This window comes from Streptomyces sp. WAC05374 (assembly GCF_004353505.1).
Lineage (GTDB): Bacteria > Actinomycetota > Actinomycetes > Streptomycetales > Streptomycetaceae > Streptomyces.
On sequence record NZ_SMNQ01000022.1, the window covers coordinates 23157 to 41157 of the forward strand.

General features: G+C 74.2%; 17 protein-coding genes. 5 read left to right on the forward strand and 12 right to left on the reverse strand.

Annotated elements, in window-relative coordinates; translation table 11 throughout:
* Window positions 1-79 precede the first annotated feature (79 nt).
* Window positions 80-565 carry a hypothetical protein gene (locus tag E2B92_RS28660; RefSeq protein ID WP_126889459.1) on the reverse strand — a complete coding sequence of 162 codons (486 nt, stop codon included), beginning with the start codon at window positions 563-565 and terminating at the stop codon, window positions 80-82.
* A gap of 320 nt (window positions 566-885) precedes the next feature.
* Here E2B92_RS28660 and E2B92_RS28665 point away from each other — a divergent pair, with 320 nt between their 5' ends.
* The gene (locus E2B92_RS28665; protein WP_126889460.1) at window positions 886-1542 is read left to right on the forward strand and encodes a class F sortase; all 657 of its coding nucleotides are present in this window, start codon (window positions 886-888) and stop codon (window positions 1540-1542) included.
* A gap of 43 nt (window positions 1543-1585) precedes the next feature.
* Here E2B92_RS28665 and E2B92_RS28670 read toward each other — a convergent pair whose 3' ends face one another.
* Complete coding sequence (locus tag E2B92_RS28670; RefSeq protein ID WP_133087742.1) at window positions 1586-2434, reverse strand: polysaccharide deacetylase family protein; 849 nt, start codon at window positions 2432-2434, stop codon at window positions 1586-1588.
* Window positions 2435-2634: 200 nt separating this feature from the next.
* Between E2B92_RS28670 and E2B92_RS28675 the strand changes: the two genes are divergently transcribed.
* Window positions 2635-4077, forward strand: coding sequence for an amino acid permease (locus tag E2B92_RS28675; protein ID WP_126888969.1), 1443 nt, complete (start codon window positions 2635-2637; stop codon window positions 4075-4077).
* A 12-nt stretch (window positions 4078-4089) separates the two neighbouring features.
* On the opposite strand, the gene E2B92_RS28680 is transcribed toward E2B92_RS28675, so the two are convergent.
* Window positions 4090-5292, reverse strand: coding sequence for a CapA family protein (locus tag E2B92_RS28680; protein WP_126888968.1), 1203 nt, complete (start codon window positions 5290-5292; stop codon window positions 4090-4092).
* Window positions 5293-5564: 272 nt separating this feature from the next.
* On the opposite strand from E2B92_RS28680, the gene E2B92_RS28685 reads away from it, so the two are divergent.
* Together E2B92_RS28685 and E2B92_RS28690 are read left to right on the forward strand one after the other, a co-directional pair.
* Window positions 5565-6104 carry a sigma-70 family RNA polymerase sigma factor gene (locus tag E2B92_RS28685; RefSeq protein WP_185923776.1) on the forward strand — a complete coding sequence of 180 codons (540 nt, stop codon included), beginning with the start codon at window positions 5565-5567 and terminating at the stop codon, window positions 6102-6104.
* A gap of 183 nt (window positions 6105-6287) precedes the next feature.
* Entirely contained in the window at window positions 6288-6803 is a 516-nt protein-coding gene (locus E2B92_RS28690) for a hypothetical protein (RefSeq protein WP_126888966.1), read from the forward strand.
* An 18-nt stretch (window positions 6804-6821) separates the two neighbouring features.
* Here E2B92_RS28690 and E2B92_RS28695 read toward each other — a convergent pair whose 3' ends face one another.
* From E2B92_RS28695 to E2B92_RS28715, 5 genes are all read right to left on the reverse strand, one after another.
* On the reverse strand, window positions 6822-7043 hold the full coding sequence (locus tag E2B92_RS28695) for a DUF6296 family protein (RefSeq protein ID WP_126888965.1): 222 nt from the start codon (window positions 7041-7043) through the stop codon (window positions 6822-6824).
* Window positions 7044-7100: 57 nt separating this feature from the next.
* Window positions 7101-8321 (reverse strand): histidine kinase, encoded by a 1221-nt coding sequence (locus E2B92_RS28700; protein ID WP_126888964.1) that lies wholly within the window; start codon window positions 8319-8321, stop codon window positions 7101-7103.
* Window positions 8318-10075 carry a sodium/solute symporter gene (locus E2B92_RS28705; protein WP_126888963.1) on the reverse strand — a complete coding sequence of 586 codons (1758 nt, stop codon included), beginning with the start codon at window positions 10073-10075 and terminating at the stop codon, window positions 8318-8320. Before E2B92_RS28705 ends, E2B92_RS28700 begins: the two co-directional genes overlap by 4 nt.
* A gap of 17 nt (window positions 10076-10092) precedes the next feature.
* Window positions 10093-10494: a hypothetical protein gene (locus E2B92_RS28710; RefSeq protein WP_126888962.1), complete on the reverse strand. Its 402-nt coding sequence runs from the start codon at window positions 10492-10494 to the stop codon at window positions 10093-10095.
* Window positions 10495-10685: 191 nt separating this feature from the next.
* A complete protein-coding gene (locus tag E2B92_RS28715) occupies window positions 10686-11429 on the reverse strand; it encodes a LytR/AlgR family response regulator transcription factor (protein WP_126887011.1) in 744 nt (247 codons plus the stop codon).
* Window positions 11430-11548: 119 nt separating this feature from the next.
* Between E2B92_RS28715 and E2B92_RS28720 the strand changes: the two genes are divergently transcribed.
* Window positions 11549-12202, forward strand: a complete 654-nt coding sequence (locus tag E2B92_RS28720; RefSeq protein WP_126887012.1) for an anti-sigma factor family protein — start codon at window positions 11549-11551, stop codon at window positions 12200-12202.
* A 71-nt stretch (window positions 12203-12273) separates the two neighbouring features.
* Here E2B92_RS28720 and E2B92_RS28725 read toward each other — a convergent pair whose 3' ends face one another.
* From E2B92_RS28725 to E2B92_RS28740, 4 genes are all read right to left on the reverse strand, one after another.
* Window positions 12274-13134, reverse strand: coding sequence for an Fpg/Nei family DNA glycosylase (locus E2B92_RS28725; RefSeq protein ID WP_126887013.1), 861 nt, complete (start codon window positions 13132-13134; stop codon window positions 12274-12276).
* Between the two features lie 36 nt (window positions 13135-13170).
* Window positions 13171-14520, reverse strand: coding sequence for a wax ester/triacylglycerol synthase family O-acyltransferase (locus E2B92_RS28730; RefSeq protein WP_126887014.1), 1350 nt, complete (start codon window positions 14518-14520; stop codon window positions 13171-13173).
* Between the two features lie 116 nt (window positions 14521-14636).
* On the reverse strand, window positions 14637-16709 hold the full coding sequence (locus E2B92_RS28735) for a SpoIIE family protein phosphatase (RefSeq protein ID WP_126887015.1): 2073 nt from the start codon (window positions 16707-16709) through the stop codon (window positions 14637-14639).
* A gap of 86 nt (window positions 16710-16795) precedes the next feature.
* Window positions 16796-17977 (reverse strand): DUF6777 domain-containing protein, encoded by a 1182-nt coding sequence (locus tag E2B92_RS28740; RefSeq protein WP_200836943.1) that lies wholly within the window; start codon window positions 17975-17977, stop codon window positions 16796-16798.
* Between the last annotated feature and the right edge of the window lie 24 nt (window positions 17978-18001).

Here is an 18001-nt window from a genome sequence, read left to right on the forward strand (position 1 = left end):
ACACGCCCGTCGCCCCGAGTCCTGGTCGGTCAGGACTCGGGGCGACGGGCGTATTCGGCCGACCGGGAGGTTCGGCCGGTCAGACCTTTCCGCCGCTCAAACGGCGACGGCGGCTGATGAACAGCCCGCCGCCGACGGCCGCCGTGGCGACCAGGGCCCCGCCGATGGCCATCTCGGTGGAGCTCGGGGCCATCGAACCACCGAGGCCGCCCCGGGCGCCGTGGCCGCGGATGACCGTGAAGGTCCGGGTGACCACCATGGGGTGGTCGCTGCACTTGACGGCCAGGTTGTACTGCCCCGGCGTGGCGTGGTCGTAGACGCGGGGCGTGGCCGCCGAGTGGCCGGAGGCGTTGACGGTGAGGGCCGTCTTGGGGAAGGCGTTGGACGTGACCGTGCCACCGTGGCCGCAGCCCATGGCGCTGACGGCGAGCTGACCGCCCTGGTGGACTCGGGTCGGGGAGACCGTGACGTTGGTGGGACCGTTGTTGGCGACGGCCAGGGGGGCGCAGAGCCCGATGGCCGCGCCGGCGGTGGCGGCCACCGTGAGAGCGCGTGAAGCACGCATCGTTGAACCTCCAGTGGAAGACGCCCCGAAGCGGCGCTCCGGGAGATTCGACGAGTACGCCTTCCACGACGAACCTTCACAAGCCGGTCTGATTACCGCATTTCGACACTCGTCCACCCCGGTGAGCCGACACGCCGGGCGCGCGCCCGCGTACCTGACGGAGCCCCAGGTCACGGACCGTCAGGGGCGCTGCCGGAGGTTTTGGCGGACCATGACTCGGATGGGTCATCCCCCCTGGCGCCGCCACCCGTTCGCCCCTTCCCTGATCGCCGCCGCGGCACCGCGCACGTAGCGTCGTACTACGCCGCGAAGGGAGAACCATGGGCCTGGACCACAGTGGCTTCGAGTGGAGGAGGCGCTCACCGTGGGGCGCGCTGGCCCTCGTCATGCTCACTGGTCTCGCGATGATGCGGAACGGCGTCGACATCCAGCCCGGCCCGCCCCAGCCGGCTCCCGCCTCCGTCTCGGAGAGCGACCGGGCCGGCCGGGCCCCGACCCCGCCGCGCGGCCTGCGGCCGCTGGCGTACGCGCCGGCCTCCCGCATCCGGATCGAGTCGATCGACGTCGACGCCCCGATCATGGACGTGGGCCTGGACCAGGAGGGCTGGATCGACGCGCCGCCGGCCCAGGACCCCAACATGGCCGGGTGGTACCAGAACGGCATCTCCCCCGGGCAGCGCGGCACCTCGGTGATCGTGGGCCACGTCGACAACGAGGCGGGCCCGGCGGTCTTCTACGGTCTGGGCTCGCTCAAGAAGGGCGGCCACGTGGAGGTGACGCGTTTCGACGGGCGGGTGGCCGTGTTCGAGGTGTACGGCATCGAGGTGTTCGCCAAGGAGGACTTCCCCGGGGTGCGCGTGTACGGCGACACCGGGCACCCGGAGCTGCGGGTGATCACCTGTGGCGGCGGCTACTCGAAGGCCAACGGCTACGACGGCAACGTGGTGGTCTTCGCGCGCATGGTGGCGACCCGCTGAGCGGTGCGCCCAGCGGGTCCGCCCGGTGCGCGGGTGCCGCGCCTCATCGGCGCGGCACGGTGAGGTGGTAGCCGGCGGCCAGCAACTGGGGCAGGTAGGCGCGCAGCGCGGCCACGCTCTGGGAGCGGTCGCCGCCCGCGTCGTGGGAGAGCACCACGACTCCCGGCCCGGCCCCGTCGAGCACCCGGCGCACGATCACCGGCGCCCCGGGTTCCTTCCAGTCCAGTGTGTCCACGGTCCAGGCGAGCGGCTCCATGCCGAGTTCGGCGCCGATCTCGAAGGAGTGCCGGTTCCAGGCACCGTAGGGCGCCCGGTACCACAGCGGCGGGGAGCCGAGGGTCCGCTCGATGAGGTCGCTGGTGCTGCCCAGTTCGTCACGGATGCGCGAGGGGCGGAGCCGGGGCATCAGCGGGTGGGACCAGGAGTGGTTGCCCACCACGTGGCCGTCGTCGGCCATCTCCCGCAGGAGGTCCGGGTTGACGGCCGCCATCTCCCCGCACACGAAGAACATGGCGCGCACCCCGTAGGCGCGCAGGGTGCGCAGGACGGCGGGCGTGTAGCGGGGGTCTGGCCCGTCGTCGAAGGAGAGGACCATCGACTGCCCGACCCCCGACACCCGCAGGAAGGGCCGCTGGCGCACGGGCGGCAGTGCGCGCCGGTGGCGGGGCGGGGCGTGCGCGGTCATCGGCTGGAGCCGGTACGCGGACGGGGCGAGGCGCGGGCCGGCCAGGGCGCCGGGCCGGGCCCCGGCCGCCCCGGGGTGGGCGCGGGGTGCGGGGCCGGCGGGGCCGGGCGGTGCGGTGCCGTTCCGTTCCAGGGCGAAGAGCCCGAAGGTCGTGGTGGCCCCGAGTGCGGCGGCGATGCGCAGCACCATCCGCCGCCCCGTGGGCATTTGATCCTTTTTCATGACCAATAACTCGCAGGGCGCATGCCCCGTGCCCCTGACCCACACCGGCCCGCCGGCCGATTGCACCCGATGGGACCAGCCGGCCGACGGTGGCGCCGGGCGGTGTGTGTCGTCTTCCGCCGGAGCCCGCGCTGGGCCATCATGATCCGCCGTCAACCCATGCCTTCTGCAAAGAGGTGACGCTCATGGCCGGAATCCGTGCGGGGCAGGGCATTCTGCGTCGCAAACCCATCGCACTGATCGACGAGGGCGTCGAGGAGGAACGGCTCACCCGGACGCTGGGACTGTGGCAGCTCACCGCCATCGGCGTCGGCGGCATCATCGGCGCGGGCATCTTCACCCTTGCCGGCACGGTCGCCAACGGCACGGCCGGGCCCGCCGTGCTCGTCTCCTTCCTGATCGCCGGCATCGCCAGCGCCGCCGCCGCGTTCAGCTACGCCGAGTTCGCCGGCCTGATCCCGAAGGCGGGCTCGGCGTACACCTACGGCTACGCCGTTCTCGGGGAGCTCGCGGGCTGGTTCATCGGCTGGGACCTGCTGCTGGAGTACACCGCGATCGTCGCGGTGGTGGCCATCGGCATCTCCGGCTACTTCAACTTCCTGCTCGGCGAGGTGGGCGCGGAGCTGCCCGCCTGGATGCTGGGCGCGCCGGGCACGGGCGAGGGCCACCGCGTGGACCTGTTCGCTGCCGTGCTGTGCCTGCTGATCGCCTACCTGCTCACGCTCGGCATCAAGAACGCGGCGCGCTTCGAGACGGTCGTCGTGGTGCTGAAGGTGCTGGTGGTGCTGCTGGTGATCGTGGTGGGCTTCTTCCACATCACCACCGACAACTACACGCCCTTCTTCCCGTACGGGGTGGGCGGCGCCTTCACCGGTGCGGCGACGGTGTTCTTCGCGGTGTTCGGCTACGACGCCATGTCGACGGCGGCCGAGGAGTCCAAGGACGCGCAGCGGCACATGCCGAAGGCGATCCTGTACTCGCTCGCCATCTCGATGGTGCTGTACGTCCTGGCGTGCCTGGTGCTGACGGGCATGCAGAACTACACGGAGATCGACAAGGAGAGCGGCTTCTCGACCGCGTTCAAGTCGGTGGGCCTCGACGCGCTGGCGGACGTCATCGCGGTGGGCGCGATCATCGGCATCCTCACCGTGATGTTCACGTTCATGCTGGGCGTCACCCGTGTCTGGTTCAGCATGAGCAGGGACGGGCTGCTGCCGCACTGGTTCGCCAAGACGCACCCGACGCGTCACGTGCCGACCCGGGTGACCTGGATCGTGGGTGTCGCGTCGGCGCTCATCGCGGGGTTCCTGCCGATCGGCGAGGCGGCCGAGCTGACCAACATCGGCATCCTGCTGGCGTTCGTCGTGGTGTGCGTGGCCGTGATCGTGCTCCGCTACAGGCGGCCGGACCTGCCGCGTACGTTCCGCACGCCCGGGATGCCGTTCGTGCCGGCGATCGGCGTGGTCTTCTCCATCTGGCTGATCACCTTCCTCCAGTGGCAGACCTGGGCCCGGTTCGCGGTGTGGTTCGCGCTCGGGCTGGTGGTCTACTTCGCCTACTCGTACCGCCACTCCGCCATGGCGAAGGCCGAGCGCGAGGCGCGGGCGGACCGGCCGCCCGCGCCGTAGGGCCGGGCGCCGCTACTCCCCCATCAGCAGGCCGTCCTTGGCCGCGCCGCGGCTGAGGGCGACCTGCTGGATGCGGTCGCGCACGCCGGTGAGGTTCTCACCCGTCCTGATGGCCGCGTTGAGGTTGACCACCCGGCCCGTGCCGGTGTTGAACCACTGCGGGAGGAACTCCGCCTTCGCCACGTTCCAGCGGCCGCCCGGCGCCGCGGGCGGGGCGAAGGTGAAGCGGCCGATGGTGCCCTGGTTGCCGCGCGGGTCGAAGGCGCCACTGTAGTTGATCATGTCACCGGCGATCTGGTCGCCCATGCCGTAGACGATCCAGGTGCCGTTGACCTTCTCGTACGCCTGCGGGACGTGCGCGTGGGTGCCGATGATCAGGTCGACGTCCGGGCGGCCGCCGGTCGCGGAGGCGGTGAGGGCGCGGCCGAGGGTGAGCTGCTGCCGGTCGGGGTCGGTCTGCCACTCGGTGCCCCAGTGCAGGCTGACCACGACCACGTCGGCACCGGCGGCACGGGCCGCCCGCGCGTCGGCGAGGATCTTGTTCTCGTCGATGAGGTTGACCGCCCATGGCCTGCCGGCGGGCAGCGGGATGCCGTTGGTGCCGTACGTGTACGCCAGGTGCCCCACGGTGGCGCCGCCCGCCTTGAGCAGGGTGGGCCGCACGGCCTCGGCGGCGGTCCGGGCGGAACCGGCGTGCCGGACGCCCACCTTGTCGAGGGCGTCCAGGGTGCGGCCGAGTCCGGCGGCGCCGTCGTCCAGGGTGTGGTTGGAGGCGGTGGAGCAGGAGTCGTAGCCGGTGGCGGCGAGCGCGGTGGCGACCTGGGGCGGCGACTTGAAGGACGGGTAGCCGGTGTAGGGCCCGCCCTCCTTGCCGTACACCGTCTCCATGTGGCAGATGGCGAGGTCGGCCTTGGAGACGACGGGGGCGACGCCGGCCAGCATGGGGCGGAAGTCGTAGCCGTTGCCGCCCGCGTCCGCCTGGGCCTGCCGGATGATCGAGGCGTGCGGCAGGACGTCACCGCTGGCCACGAGCGTGAATCCGCGCTCCGGCGCGGTGGCGGCGCGGCCCGCCGAGGAGGGGGCGGGGTGCGGGACCTGCGGTGGCCGGGCCGCCGCGGTGCGCGGCTCCGGCTCCGCACCGGCGCAGCCGGCGGCCGCGGCCAGAAGGACGGTGGCCACCGCCACCGTGGTCCGTCGCAGGGGTGTGGTGCTCATCAGCCGGACTCCATGGGGCTTCGGGGGCGTGGAGAGGTGGGGCGTGCTCCCCGGAATCCCTATGGGAAATGATGATCAGTCAATCCTTAAATACAGAAAATCATACAAAAGCAGTGATAGGGGGACCTACCGCCTCCGCCGACCGTTCACCGCACCATTCGCCGCTCGGTGTGACCGCTCGTCGCACATCCCGGTGCGGCGCCTGTCCCTCCCGGTCCGGATGCGTTCGTATACGCGTCGAGGGTCTGAGTACGGCGGGAAAGGGTGTGACGATGACGACGGCGACCACCGACGAGCGGGCCTTGGAGGAGCTCCAGCGTGAACACGGACCCGCGCTGCTGAGCTTCCTGCTCGGCCTGACCTACGGGGACAGACAGCGCGCCGAGGACCTGCTCCAGGAGACCCTCGTCCGCGCCTGGCAGCATCCCGAGGCGTTCGAGGCCCCGTACGAGTCCATGCGGCCGTGGCTCTTCACGGTCGGCCGGCGGCTCGCCATCGACGCCCGCCGCTCCCGGATGGCCCGCCCCGCCGAGATCGGGGACGGCGTGCTCGCCGGCACGCCCGACCCCTCGGACGTCACCGAGTCGGCCGTCGCCGCCCTGGACGTACGGGCGGCGGTGCGGGAGCTGAGCCCCGAGCACCGCGCGGTGCTGGTGCGGATCTACTTCGACGGCCTGTCCGTGAAGGAGGCCGCAGCCGATCTCGGTATACCGGCCGGCACGGTCAAGTCGCGGTCGCACTACGCGCTGCGGGCGCTCGGCCGGTGCCTGCCGGGCTACAGCCGGACGCTCTCCGGCTCGCTCCCGTCCTGACCCCTCGAGCCCCACGCCCCCCTCCGGGCGCGCCACCGCCCGTGCGTCACGGCCCTGGCCGAAATGTAGGCGAGACCACACCGCCGAGTTGAGCAAAGAGCCGCCCCGGGCCGTGCCAGACGGTGGAGGCTCGTCGTCGAGGACCACACGCACGCGCAGGACGTCCGGGAGAAGGTGGGAACGTTGCGACCCGAGAGCACGAACGGCACCGGCGGGGGCGGACTGGCCGTCCCGATGGCCTGGCTGTGTGCCGAGTACATCGCCGACGAACTGCTGAGAACCGGGGGCCTGGTGGAACCCGGCTCGCTGGAGTACCGGGCGGGCCGCCGGACGCTCGCCCTCACGGTGTACCTCGGCGACGGCACGGACGGCGCCCCCGGGACGGGCGGCGAGGACCGGCTGGAGGAGTGGCTGGTCCGCACCGCGTACGGCCACCCCTGGGAGGAGTGGGTCCGCGAGCGGCTGGCCGCCCGGGGGCGGCGCGACGGTGACGGGGACGAGGGCCTGGCGCTCGCCCGGGAGACCTGGCGCCACCTGGAGGGCACGCACCTGCTCGCCACCGACCTGGGCGCCCTGACGGCCGACCCGGCCGCCGGGCTCGCGGTCGACGAGTCCGAGGCGGTGTGGATGCCGTCCTGGCGCCTGGGCCTCCCGCTCGGGCACCTGGCGCTGCGCCTGTACGAGCCGCCGCACGTATGAGCCGCGGCGCCGGCCGGCTCAGTGCGGCTGGACCGGGCGCGCCCGCACCCTGGAGGGCAGGTCCTGCTGGCCGCCGCTGGCCAGCATCCGCACCTCGCCGCGGTCGCTGATCTCCGCCAGGACGATGCCCGTGTCGTCGGCGTAGACCGGGTGCCCGCCGGCCCCGGTGCGGTCCGTGCGGTGGACCTCCACGACGTCGTCCCGTCCGAAGTCCAGTTCGTAGTGATCATGTATGCGCATGGCTGCCTCCCGGTGAGCGGTCACCGCCATGCAGCCGCGTCCCCATACCGGGACATTTCATTCCTGAACGGACGAGGGTGGGTCGCGGTACACACCCGCGCGGTACTTCGGAACACGGACCGTGACCTTCATGCCCGCGCCGACCCCCGTCTCGACGACCAGGCCGTAGTCGTCCCCGTACACCTGGCGCAGCCGTTCGTCGACGTTGGACAGGCCGATGCCGGACGCCCGGGGGCGCTCGCCCGAGAGGATCGCCCGCAGCAGGTCCGGTTCCATGCCCACCCCGTCGTCCTCGATGGTCACGACGGCCTCCGCACCCGCGTCCTGGGCCGCGATCGTCACCCGGCACGTGGTGCGGGAGTCCTCCAGCCCGTGCTTGACGGCGTTCTCGACCAGCGGCTGGAGGCACAGGAAGGGCAGCGTCACCGGCAGCACCTCGGGCGCCACCTGGAGGGTGACCTGGAGCCGGTCGCCGAACCGCGCGCCCGCGAGCGCCAGGTACTGCTCGATGGAGCGCAGCTCGTCGGCGAGCTGGGTGAACTCACCGTGCCGCCGGAACGAGTAGCGGGTGAAGTCGGCGAACTCCAGCAGCAGCTCGCGGGCCCGCTCCGGATCGGTGCGGACGAAGGAGGCGATGGCGGCGAGCGAGTTGAAGATGAAGTGCGGGGAGATCTGCGCGCGCAGCGCCCGTATCTCGGCCTCGATCAGCCGCGTGCGCGAGCGGTCCAGCTCCGCCAGTTCGAGCTGCACCGACACCCAGCGGGCCACCTCCGTCGCGGCCCGCGCCAGCACCGCCGACTCCCGCGAGCCGTACGCGACCAGCGCCCCCAGCACGCCCTCCTCCCCGGTCAGCGGCGCGACCACGGCCCAGCGCAGCGGGCAGCCCGGCTCGCCGCACTCGGCGCGCACGCTCTGGCCCCGCCCCGAGTCCAGCACCTCGGCGACCCGTTCCATCACCTGGGCGCGGTGGTGGTCGCCTCCGGGGCCGTCCCAGGCGAGCACGGCCGTGCGGTCGGTGAGGCACAGCGCCTCGGTGCCGAGCAGGGAGCGCAGCCGGCGCGCGGCCTTGCGCGCGGTGTCCCCGGTGAGCCCGGCCCGCAGCGGCGGGGCGGCGAGCGAGGCGGTGTGCAGGGTGTGGAAGGTGGCCCGCTCCACGGGCGTGCCCAGGTCCCGGACGTCCTTCCCGGCCCGCCGCGCGCTGAGCCGCCCCAGCGCGAACCCGGCCGCGAGGAGGACGGCCCCCGCGGCGCCCAGGGCGGCGAGGAGGGTGCCGCTCACCGCTCGGCCCTGTCCGGCCGTTCCGGCGCCCGGGGGCGGCCCGGGGGGCGGCCGACCAGGTCCTCGGGCAGGTGGAGCCGGGCCAGGATGGCCGGGGTGCCGGGCGGGACGCGCCGGGGCGTGGCGAGTGAGACGGCGACCATGGTGAGGAACCCGAGCGGCACCGACCACAGGGCGGGCCACGCCATCAGGGTGTGCGGCCACCCCTCCGGGGCGAGCCCCGCGCGGGTCGCCATCACGGCCGTGAGCGCGGCCCCGCCGCCCGCCACGAGACCGGCCATGGCGCCGGGCGGGGTGAGCCGCCGCCACCAGATGCCGAGCACCAGCAGCGGGCAGAACGAGGACGCCGACACGGCGAACGCCAGGCCCACGGCGTCCGCCACCGGCACGTTCGTGGCCACCAGGCTGACGGCCAGCGGCACCGCCACGGCGAGCACGGTCGCCAGCCGGAAGTGCCGCACCCCGCGCGAGGGCAGCACGTCCTGGCTGAGCACCCCGGCGACCGACATGGTCAGCCCGGACGCCGTCGACAGGAACGCCGCGAACGCCCCGCCCGCCAGCAGCGCGCCCAGCAGTTCCCCGGCCGTCCCGCCCAGGACCCGGTCGGGCAGCACGAGCACGGCCGCGTCCGCCGCCCCGGTCAGGGCGAGCTCGGGGGCGTAGATCCGGCCGAGCGCGCCGTAGACGGGCGGCAGCAGGTAGAAGGCGCCCACCAGGCCGAGGACGACGAGCGTGGTGCGGCGGGCGGTGCGGCCGTCGGGGCTGGTGTAGAAGCGGACGGCGACGTGCGGCAGCCCCATGGTGCCGAGGAAGGTGGCGAGGATCAGCCCGTAGGTGGCGTAGAGCTGGTGGCCGTCACGGCCGCCGGCCAGTGGCTGGGACCAGCCGAGGGGGTCGGTGCCGCCGGCGGCCCGCTCGGGGACGCGGGCGCCCTCGGGGAAGCGCAGGGTGGTGCCCGCCTCGACGTGGTGGCCGCCCCGGTCGAGGGTGACCCGGTCCTCCTCGTACGCGGTGGAGTCGACCCGTCCGGAGACGGTCAGGGTCAGCGGCGCGTCCACCTCGATGCGCACGGTGTCCTGGACCGTCACGGTGGTGTGCTCGCGCAGGACGGCGGGCGCGTCGAACCGGGCGCGCGGCGCGTCGTCTCCCCACCAGGCGGTCACCAGGAACAGCGCGGGGACCAGCAGGGCGGTGAGCTTGAGCCAGTACTGGAACGCCTGCACGAAGGTGATGCTGCGCATCCCGCCCGCCGCGACGGCCCCCGTGACGACGACGGCGACGACCAGCCCGCCGACCCAGTCGGGCGCGCCGGTGAGGATCTCCAGCGTCAGGCCGGCGCCCTGGAGCTGCGGCAGCAGGTAGAGCCAGCCGATGCCGACGACGAACAGGCTGGCCAGCCGGCGGGCCTCGGGCGACTCCAGGCGGGCCTCGGCGAAGTCGGAGAGCGTGTACGCGCCGGAGCGGCGCAGCGGTGCGGCCACCAGGACCAGCAGGACGAGGTACCCGGCGGTGTAGCCGACCGGGTACCAGAGCATGTCGGGGCCCTGGAGGAGGACGAGTCCCGCGATGCCCAGGAAGGAGGCGGCGGAGAGGTACTCGCCGCTGATGGCGGCGGCGTTGAGGCGGGGGCCCACGGTGCGGGAGGCCACGTAGAAGTCGGAGGTGGTGCGGGAGATGCGCAGCCCGAGCGCGCCGATGAGCACGGTGGCGAGGACGACGGCGGTGACGGCGGCCACCGCGTAGGTCTGGTTCACGTCCGGTCCACGCCGTGTCAGCGGCCTTCGACGAGGCCGGTGAAGTCGCGTTCGTTGCGTTCGGCGCGGCGGACGTACCAGCGGGCGACGAGCCAGACGACGGGGTACGCACCGCCGCCCAGGGCCGCCCAGACGAACGGCTGGGCGGTGCCGTGCCCCAGCGCCGCCGGGAGGGTGAACAGCAGGGGCAGCGAGCCGACGAGCAGGGCGAGGGTGGCCAGCGCGTGGAGCGCGGCCCGGAGCTGACTGCGCATCAGGGAACGGACGTAGGTGTGGCCGAGGGTGGTCTGCTCGCTGATCTCGGAGCGGGCGTGCGCGTGGCCGGGCGGGCGTCGGGCGGAGCGCGGGGCGCCGGTGACCGTCTCGCGGCGGGGGCGGCGCGCGGGCTGCTGCTCGGCGGCGTGGTGCTCTGCGGGCATCGGCGTCCGGGGGTCGGCGGGTGGGTCGGCTGGCTGGGATGGTGGAGTCTACGCAGAAGCCATTACCGAAGGTAGACCCCGGTTCGGGGCGGGGTGCCGGGCGCGGGCCGGCCGGACGGGGCGGTGCGCCGCCTCCCGGGCCGCGTACCCGCGCGACCCCGGCCGGCCGCTGCGGACTCGGGCGGGCCGGGTCAGCCGCGTGCCTGGCGCATCAGCAGGTCGCGCAGGTGGCGGGCGTGCCGGCGGCTGACGGCTAGTTCGGCGCTGCCGACCCGGACGGTGGTGGCCCCGGCGTCGAGGCGCAGTTCGTCGATGCGCCGCAGCGCGACCAGGTGGCTGCGGTGGATGCGGACGAACCCGCGCGCCGCCCACCGCTCCTCCAGCGTGGACAGCGGGATGCGCACGAGGTGGCTGCCCTCGTCGGTGTGGAGCCGCGCGTAGTCGCCCTGGGCCTCGACGTAGGCGATGTCGTCGACGGCCACGAAGCGGGTCACACCGCCCAGTTCGACCGGGATCTGCTCCGCCGCCGGGGCGGCGATCGCGGGTTCGGCGAGTTCGCGGACGCGTCGTACGGCCTCCGCCAGGCGCTCCTTGCGGACCGGTTTGAGGACGTAGTCGACGGCCTTGAGGTCGAAGGCCTGGAGGGCGAACCCCTCGTGGGCGGTGACGAAGACGATCAGCGGCGGCCTGGCGAAGCCGGCTATCAGCCGGGCGATGTCGAGGCCGGTGAGCCCGGCCATGTGGATGTCGAGGAAGACGACGTCGATGGCGTCCTCGCCGTCGGGCCCGGCCTCCAGGGCACGGCCGATGCGGCGCAGCGCCTCGGTGGCGTCGGTGGCGCCCTCCGCGCTGCGCACCCTGGGGTCGGAGCGCAGGAGGTAGAGGAGCTCTTCGAGAGCGGGCTTCTCGTCGTCGACGGCCAGTACGCGCACCATGGTGCGGAGTGTAGGGGTGGGGCGATTGAGCGAGGAACGGCTCGGATGCGTACTCCTTGGCGTAGGGCTTCACGGAAGCACACGGCACACGGACGCGTACGCGGGAATGAGGCACCCCCATGAGTCTGCGGGAGCGGCATCACGATGTCGCCGCCTATGCGCTGGGCGTGCTGGAACCGGCGGACGCCCTCGCGTGCGAGGAGCACCTGGCGCGGTGCGCGGCGTGCGCGGCCGGGCTCCCGGACTTCCTGTTCACCGCGTCGGTGCTGGCCCAGCTCGCCGAGCGTGAGCCGCTGCGGCCCCTGGGCGCGGCGGCGGTGCCGGGGTCGCCGGTGGGGCGCCGGAGGTCCCGTCGTGCGCGTCCCGTGCGGGCGCGGCGGTGGCGGTCTCGGGTCGTGGGGGTGGCGGCGGCGCTGGCGGTCGCGGTGCCGGGCGCCGTGCTGCTGGCCCCGTCCGGGCCGGGCGGCGGCGATGCGGCGGTGCGCCGGGCGGCGGCGACGGACCCGGCGACCGGGACGTCCGCGTCTGTGGCGCTGCGGGACCGGGAGTGGGGCACGGAGGTGGCGCTGCGGGTGGCCGGGGTGCGGGGGGCTCACGTGTGCGAACTGGTCGTGGTCGGGGCGGACGGCCGGGCGTGGCCGGTGATGACCTGGGCGACGGAGGAGGGCGACGAGCCGGTGATGGAGGGCGGGATCGCGCTGCGGCTCGGCGAGATCGAGCGGCTCGAGGTGCGGACCGAGAAGGGCGAGCGTCTGGTGTCGGTACGGCCCTGAGGCCACGGCCGGCAGCGGTGACGGGTCCGGCACCCGGGCTGGTGAGCAGCCCTGCCGGGTCCGGCAGCGGGCTACTTCAGCAGCCGGGACAGGCGGCGGTCGGCGAGGGGTTTGCCGCCGGTCTGGCAGGTGGGGCAGTACTGGAGCGACGAGTCGCGGTACGACACCTCGCGGATGGTGTCGCCGCAGACGGGACACGCCTCGCCGGTGCGGCCGTGGACGCGCAGCCCGCTCTTCTTCTCGGCCTTGAGGCGGCCGGCGGCGACGTGGTGCGAACGCTCCACGGCGCTGCGGAGGGTGGCGCGCATCGCCTCGTACAGCGCGGTCGTCTCGTCCTCGGTGAGGTTCTGCACGGGCTTGAAGGGCGACATCCGGGCGGCGTGCAGGATCTCGTCGCTGTAGGCGTTGCCGATCCCGGCGATCAGGCTCTGGTCCCGCAGGGCTCCCTTGACCTGGCGCCGCTCCCCGGCGAGGAGGGTGGCGAAGGCGTCGCGGTCGAAGTCGCCGGCGAGCGGGTCGGGGCCCAGCCGGGCGACCCCGGGGACGTCGGCCGGGTCGTGGACGAGGTGGACGGCGAGGCGTTTGGTGGTGCCCGCCTCGGTGAGGTCGAAGCCGTCGCCGCCGGTGAGCGCGACGCGCAGGGCGAGCGGGCCCTTGCCGGGGCGCGGCGGTCCGGAGGGCAGGACGTCGCGCCACTGGAGCCAGCCCGCGCGGGCGAGGTGGATCAGCAGGTGGAGCCCGCCCGCCGCGATGTCGAGGAACTTGCCGTGCCGGTCGACGGCCGTGACGGTGGTGCCGTCGAGCGCGGACAGCGGCGGGTCGTACGTCTTGAGGACGCTGATCGCGACGGGCAGGGCGCGGGCGATCTCCTTGCCCGCCAGGTGCTCGTCGAGGAACTCTCGCAGGGCTTCGACCTCGGGCAGTTCGGGCATGGTTCCAGCGTGCCGCAGGGGCGGCCGGTGCGCCGCTCAGGTCCGCCGGGTGAGCTTGACCAGCTCGGCGAGCTCGTCGGCCATCGCGTGGGCGAGCCGGTCGACGTCCGGCACGGCCTTGCCGTCGGCGACGAGCCCGATGTGCACCTGTCCGCCGTACGGGGACATCGCCACGGCCAGCGCCTGGCCCCGGGCGAGCGGGGCCATGGGGTGCAGGGCGCGCAGCGGGCAGCCGCCGAGGGAGAGGGTGGAGCGCGGCAGCGGCACGTTGGTGACGAGGACGTCGAACAGCATCCGCGCCGCCCCCTGGGCCAGCGGCGCGCCGAACCGGTGGGCGAGAGGCGGCAGTTGGTCGGCGAGTACGGCGACCGCCCCGGCCCCCCGGGTGGGCCCGGCGGCCTTGTTGCGGTCCATGCGGCGGCGTACGGAGTGGAGCCGGTCCAGGGGGTCGGGGTCGGAGAGCGGCAGGTCCAGGAGGTACGCGGAGAAGGTGTTGCCGGGGCCGGGGGCACCGCCGGGCCGCCGCCGGGAGACCGGCACGAGGGCGCGCGGGTCGGCCGTGGGCGGCCGTTCGCCCCGCTCCAGCATCCAGTGGCGCAGCGCCCCGGCGGTGACCGCGAGCAGCACGTCGTTGGCGGTGCCGCCCGCGAACCGGCGCACCCGGCGCACCTCTTCCAGGTCCAGGTCCACGGTGGCCAGGCGGCGCGTTCCGCTGGAGCCGGCGGTGAGCGCGGGCGTTCCGCGCGGGTCGAGGCGGCTGGCGCGGACGACGGAGGCGCCGACGCCCAGGGCGCGGCCGAACTCCTCGAGGCGGCCGCGTGCGGCGTCCGCCACGTTCAGCGGGCCGGGCAGCCAGGAGCGGGGCGGTACCGGGCGCGTCCGGCGGCGTCCGGCGGCGGTCCGGGCGCCGGCGATCTCGTCGAAGATGCCGGCGCCGATGGCGACCGCGCGCATGCCGTCGGCGAGCGCGTGGTGGAGCTTGACGAGCACGGCGAAGGGCCCGCCGGGCGCGCCGGTGAGGAGGTACATCTCCCAGGGCGGCCGGCCGCGTTCGAGGGGACGTTCCATCAGCTCGCCCGCGAGCCGGGTCGCCCCGGCGGTGACGTCGGGCGGGTCGCCCGGCAGGGGGACGTGGCGCACGTGACGGCGGACGTCGAAGTCCTTGTCGACGCTCCAGGCGGCGCCGCCGACCGGGAGCAGGACGTCGCGGACGCGCATCCTCAGCCGGGGGATGGCGGCGGCGCGCTCGCGCAGCAGGTCCAGGACGTCGCCGGGGTCGCCGGGCCCGGGGTCGAAGCGGGCGAGGGCGCCCAGGTGCATGGGGTGGTCGGCCGTTTCGAGGTGCCAGAAGGCCAGGTCGAGAGGTGCCAGCAGCTCACTGCTCAAGGGATCGATCCCCATGTCGTGGAGGGCCGTGGAAGGCTACGGAACAGCAGTCAAACGCCTTCGGTCGGTTACGGTCAAGTACGATCCCTTCACTTACCGTAAACAGAAGGTGTCCATTACATTTCCGGTCGGACCGGGACGGTGAACTCGCACCAGACGCACTTGCCGGTGCCGCGCGAGTCCACGCCCCACACATCGGTCAGCCGGTCGACCAGCAGGAGCCCCCGGCCCGAGACACCCGACAGGCCCGCGTCGCGGCGGCGGGGCAGCGCGCTGGAGCGGTCCTCCACCTCGACCCTCAGCCGCCGTTCGTGCCCGGTGAGCATCCGCAGGGTGACGATCGCCCCGCCGTCGGTGTGGAGCAGCGCGTTGGTGATCAGCTCGTCGGCGACCAGCTCGATCTCGTCGGCCCGATCCCCCGCCCCCCAGGCCCGTACGGCCGCCCTGATCATGTGCCGGGCCGAGGCCAGCGCCTCCGGGTCGCTCTGCGCCACGTGCTGCTGGAGCCGCCCGCCGGCCTGCGGGGTGAACCCGCCCCGGCGGCGCAGCAGCAGGATCGCCACGTCGTCCTCGCCGCCGCGCTCGTCGACGACGTCGCACAGGCGGTCGGCGAGGTCGTGGAGGTCGTCCGGCCCGCTCCGCACCAGGGCCGAGAGCCACTGCATGCCCTCGTCGAGGTCGGCGCCCGGCTGCTCGACCAGCCCGTCGGTGTAGAGCACCAGCGTCTGCCCGGGGTCCAGCTCCAGGATGGCGACGGGGTAGTCCAGGCGCCCGAACTCCGCCGACAGGCCCAGCGGCATCCCGCCCTGCACCGGCACCCGGCGGCAGCTCCCGTCGGTGTCGCGCAGCAGCGGCTCGACGTGGCCGGCCCGCACCATCTGCACCACCCCGGTCGCCAGGTCGGCCTCCAGGTACGTGCAGGTGGCGAAGCGGTCGGTGTCCAGCTCGTGCAGGAAGGAGGAGGCCCGTGCCATCACGGTCGCCGGGGTGTGTCCCTCGGCCGCGTACGCCCGCAGCACGATGCGGAGCTGCCCCATCACGGCGGCGGCGTGCGTGTCGTGCCCCTGTACGTCCCCGATGACGGCGCCGACCCGCCCGCCGGGCAGCGGGATGATGTCGTACCAGTCGCCGCCGATGTCCCGGCCGAGCCGGGCGGAGCGGTAGCGGACCGCGATCTGTGCGCCGGGCACCTCGGGGATGCGGCGCGGCAGCATGGCCTGCTGGAGCCCCTCGGCGAGGTCGTGCTCCTGCTCGAAGAGCATGGCGCGCTGGATGCTCTGCCCGATGCTGCTGCCGAGTGCGACCAGCACGTTGCGGTCCTCCGGCGAGAAGCCGTTCTTGTCGCTGTAGAGCAGGCCGAGGGCGCCGATGGGGCGGGCCTGGGCGATCAGCGGCAGGTAGGCGGCGGAGGTGATCCCGAGCCCGCTGATGTGCGGCCAGAGGATGGGGTACGAGGTGGCGAAGTCCTCGGGCGACTCGATGAAGCGGGGGGCGAGGGTGCGGACGACCTCGCTCATCGGGTACTGCTCGTCCACCCGGGTGTAGCGGGTGCCGGGCACGAAGGAGCCGCGCGGCCCGTCGGCGACCAGGTGGATGCGGCCCGACTCGAGCAGCCCCATCACGAGGCTGGTCGCGCCGAGGTGCTCCAGGCCGTGCGAGTCCTTGAGCACGTCGATGACGTCCTGGACGGTCCGGGCGTGGGCCAGGGCCGCCGTGGTGGATTCGACCACACTGGTCTGGCGGCGCCGCTCCTCGTCGACCTCGCGCCGGGCGGTGGACTCGGCGAGCTCCTGGGTGGCGTCCCGGACGATGCCGATGATGCGGCGGGGGCGGCCGGTCTCGTCCCGCCGGATGAACCCCTGGGTGTGGGTCCAGCGCAGGCCGCCGTCGCGGGTGCGGATGCGGAAGTACGTGCCGTAGTGCGTCCCGCCGCTCTTGAGGGCCTGCGCCACCATCCCGTCGAGGCGGACGGACTCGCTGGGCGGTACGCGGGGGGCGAGGCTCTCGGGCCGCCCGTCGTACTCGGTGACGTCCACCTGGAAGACGTCGAGGGCGGCCTGGTCCATGTGCATGAGCCCCGTGTCGAGGTCCCAGTCGAAGCTGCCCATGCGGTTGAGGGACAGGCTCAGATCCGGGTGGGCGGGCCAGTCCTCAGGGAGCGACAGGGCATCCGCTGCCGGATCAACCATGGAGCCACTCTGCCATCATTTGTCGGCTTTTTCGACCGTACGCAGAACCGCACACAGGGTCGGAGGAGGAACCGTCCGGGGAGCCATCAGCCCTCGCTGAACGCCGGTTCGAGGGGCATGTCCTGCGGCTGCCCCGCCTCGTCCGGCACCCCGGACCCGTCGGGCACACCGGCACCCTCGGGCACCTCGCCACCCTCGGGCACACCGGCCCCGTCGGGTACGCCGGGCTCGTCCGGGAGTCCGGGGGCGGGCCCGCTCCCGGGGCCTTCGGGGCCGCCGTCCGGGACGGCGGGGCGGTCGGGGCCGCCGTGCTCCCCGGCGCCGTCCGGCGCGCGGACCACCGGGGGCGGCGGGGGCGGGGGCGGGGTGGGGCAGCCGGGCGGCACGGTCCGGGTGCCGCCGGTCTCGGTGGGGCAGTCGGCCGGGGCCGGCGGCCGGGGCGGCCGCTGCTCGCGCGGCCGACTGGGCGCGGGCGCGGAGGCGAGGTCCCGCTCCCCGGGGGCGTAGGGCGGCGGGACCTCGGGGAGCCCGTCGCGGTCGGCGCCGGTGCCGGTGAGGCGTTCGAGCCAGGTGTTGTTCCGGACGTCGACGATGATCAGGCTGTGCACCACCTGCTCGGTGGGGTCGACGATCACGACCCGCCCGGGGTCGTAGCCGCCCCAGGGCCGGCCCGTGACGGCGTCCCCCGGCGTGACGACCGGCGAGCGCAGCGGGTTTCCGCACGCGCACCGCACGCGCGGCGCGCCGTACTGGTCGACCAGTACGGCCGTACCGGCCTGGAGGACGGACTGGAAGGGCACGGCGGCGGCGCCGCGGTAGCCGTGGCCGGTCACCCGTGTGTCGGCGCTCAGCGTCACGGGGGTGAGGCCGCGCAGCCAGGACCCGATGCCGGCGGGGCCGATGCCCGCCGCCTGGGCGAAGGCCCGCGCCTTGAGGTCGTCGGCGGTCAGGAGAGCCACCTGCCGTTCCACGTCGCAGCTCGGGGCCGAGCGCACCCCGGCGTAGAGGCCGGGTGCGGACCCCGGGACGGTACGCGGGCCCCGGCCGCCCCCGGACCGTGGCGCGGGCGGGGCGGCGGCCCGGGACGACGGGAGGACGGTCGACGCGGTGAACGGGTGAGGCCCGGGGGCGCCGGCCGGCTGGAGGCGCACCTCGCGGGAGCCCGCCCGCCCGGGTCCGGCCGCCTCGCCCGTGCCGCCGTCGCCGTTCCCGCCGCAGCCGGCGACGAGCAGCCCGGCGGCCAGCAGCAGACGCATCGGTGAACGCACGCGGACCTCCCGCCTCCTGATCGG

What these genes read in the sequence shown, in the direction of transcription:
- E2B92_RS28660 (WP_126889459.1), bottom strand. Translation starts at nt 565, where the DNA reads ATGCGTGCTTCACGCGCTCTCACGGTGGCCGCCACCGCCGGCGCGGCC.
- E2B92_RS28665 (WP_126889460.1), top strand. Translation starts at nt 886, where the DNA reads ATGGGCCTGGACCACAGTGGCTTCGAGTGGAGGAGGCGCTCACCGTGG.
- E2B92_RS28670 (WP_133087742.1), bottom strand. Translation starts at nt 2,434, where the DNA reads ATGCCCACGGGGCGGCGGATGGTGCTGCGCATCGCCGCCGCACTCGGG.
- E2B92_RS28675 (WP_126888969.1), top strand. Translation starts at nt 2,635, where the DNA reads ATGGCCGGAATCCGTGCGGGGCAGGGCATTCTGCGTCGCAAACCCATC.
- E2B92_RS28680 (WP_126888968.1), bottom strand. Translation starts at nt 5,292, where the DNA reads ATGAGCACCACACCCCTGCGACGGACCACGGTGGCGGTGGCCACCGTC.
- E2B92_RS28685 (WP_185923776.1), top strand. Translation starts at nt 5,565, where the DNA reads ATGACGACGGCGACCACCGACGAGCGGGCCTTGGAGGAGCTCCAGCGT.
- E2B92_RS28695 (WP_126888965.1), bottom strand. Translation starts at nt 7,043, where the DNA reads ATGCGCATACATGATCACTACGAACTGGACTTCGGACGGGACGACGTC.
- E2B92_RS28710 (WP_126888962.1), bottom strand. Translation starts at nt 10,494, where the DNA reads ATGCCCGCAGAGCACCACGCCGCCGAGCAGCAGCCCGCGCGCCGCCCC.
- E2B92_RS28715 (WP_126887011.1), bottom strand. Translation starts at nt 11,429, where the DNA reads ATGGTGCGCGTACTGGCCGTCGACGACGAGAAGCCCGCTCTCGAAGAG.
- E2B92_RS28720 (WP_126887012.1), top strand. Translation starts at nt 11,549, where the DNA reads ATGAGTCTGCGGGAGCGGCATCACGATGTCGCCGCCTATGCGCTGGGC.
- E2B92_RS28725 (WP_126887013.1), bottom strand. Translation starts at nt 13,134, where the DNA reads ATGCCCGAACTGCCCGAGGTCGAAGCCCTGCGAGAGTTCCTCGACGAG.
- E2B92_RS28735 (WP_126887015.1), bottom strand. Translation starts at nt 16,709, where the DNA reads ATGGTTGATCCGGCAGCGGATGCCCTGTCGCTCCCTGAGGACTGGCCC.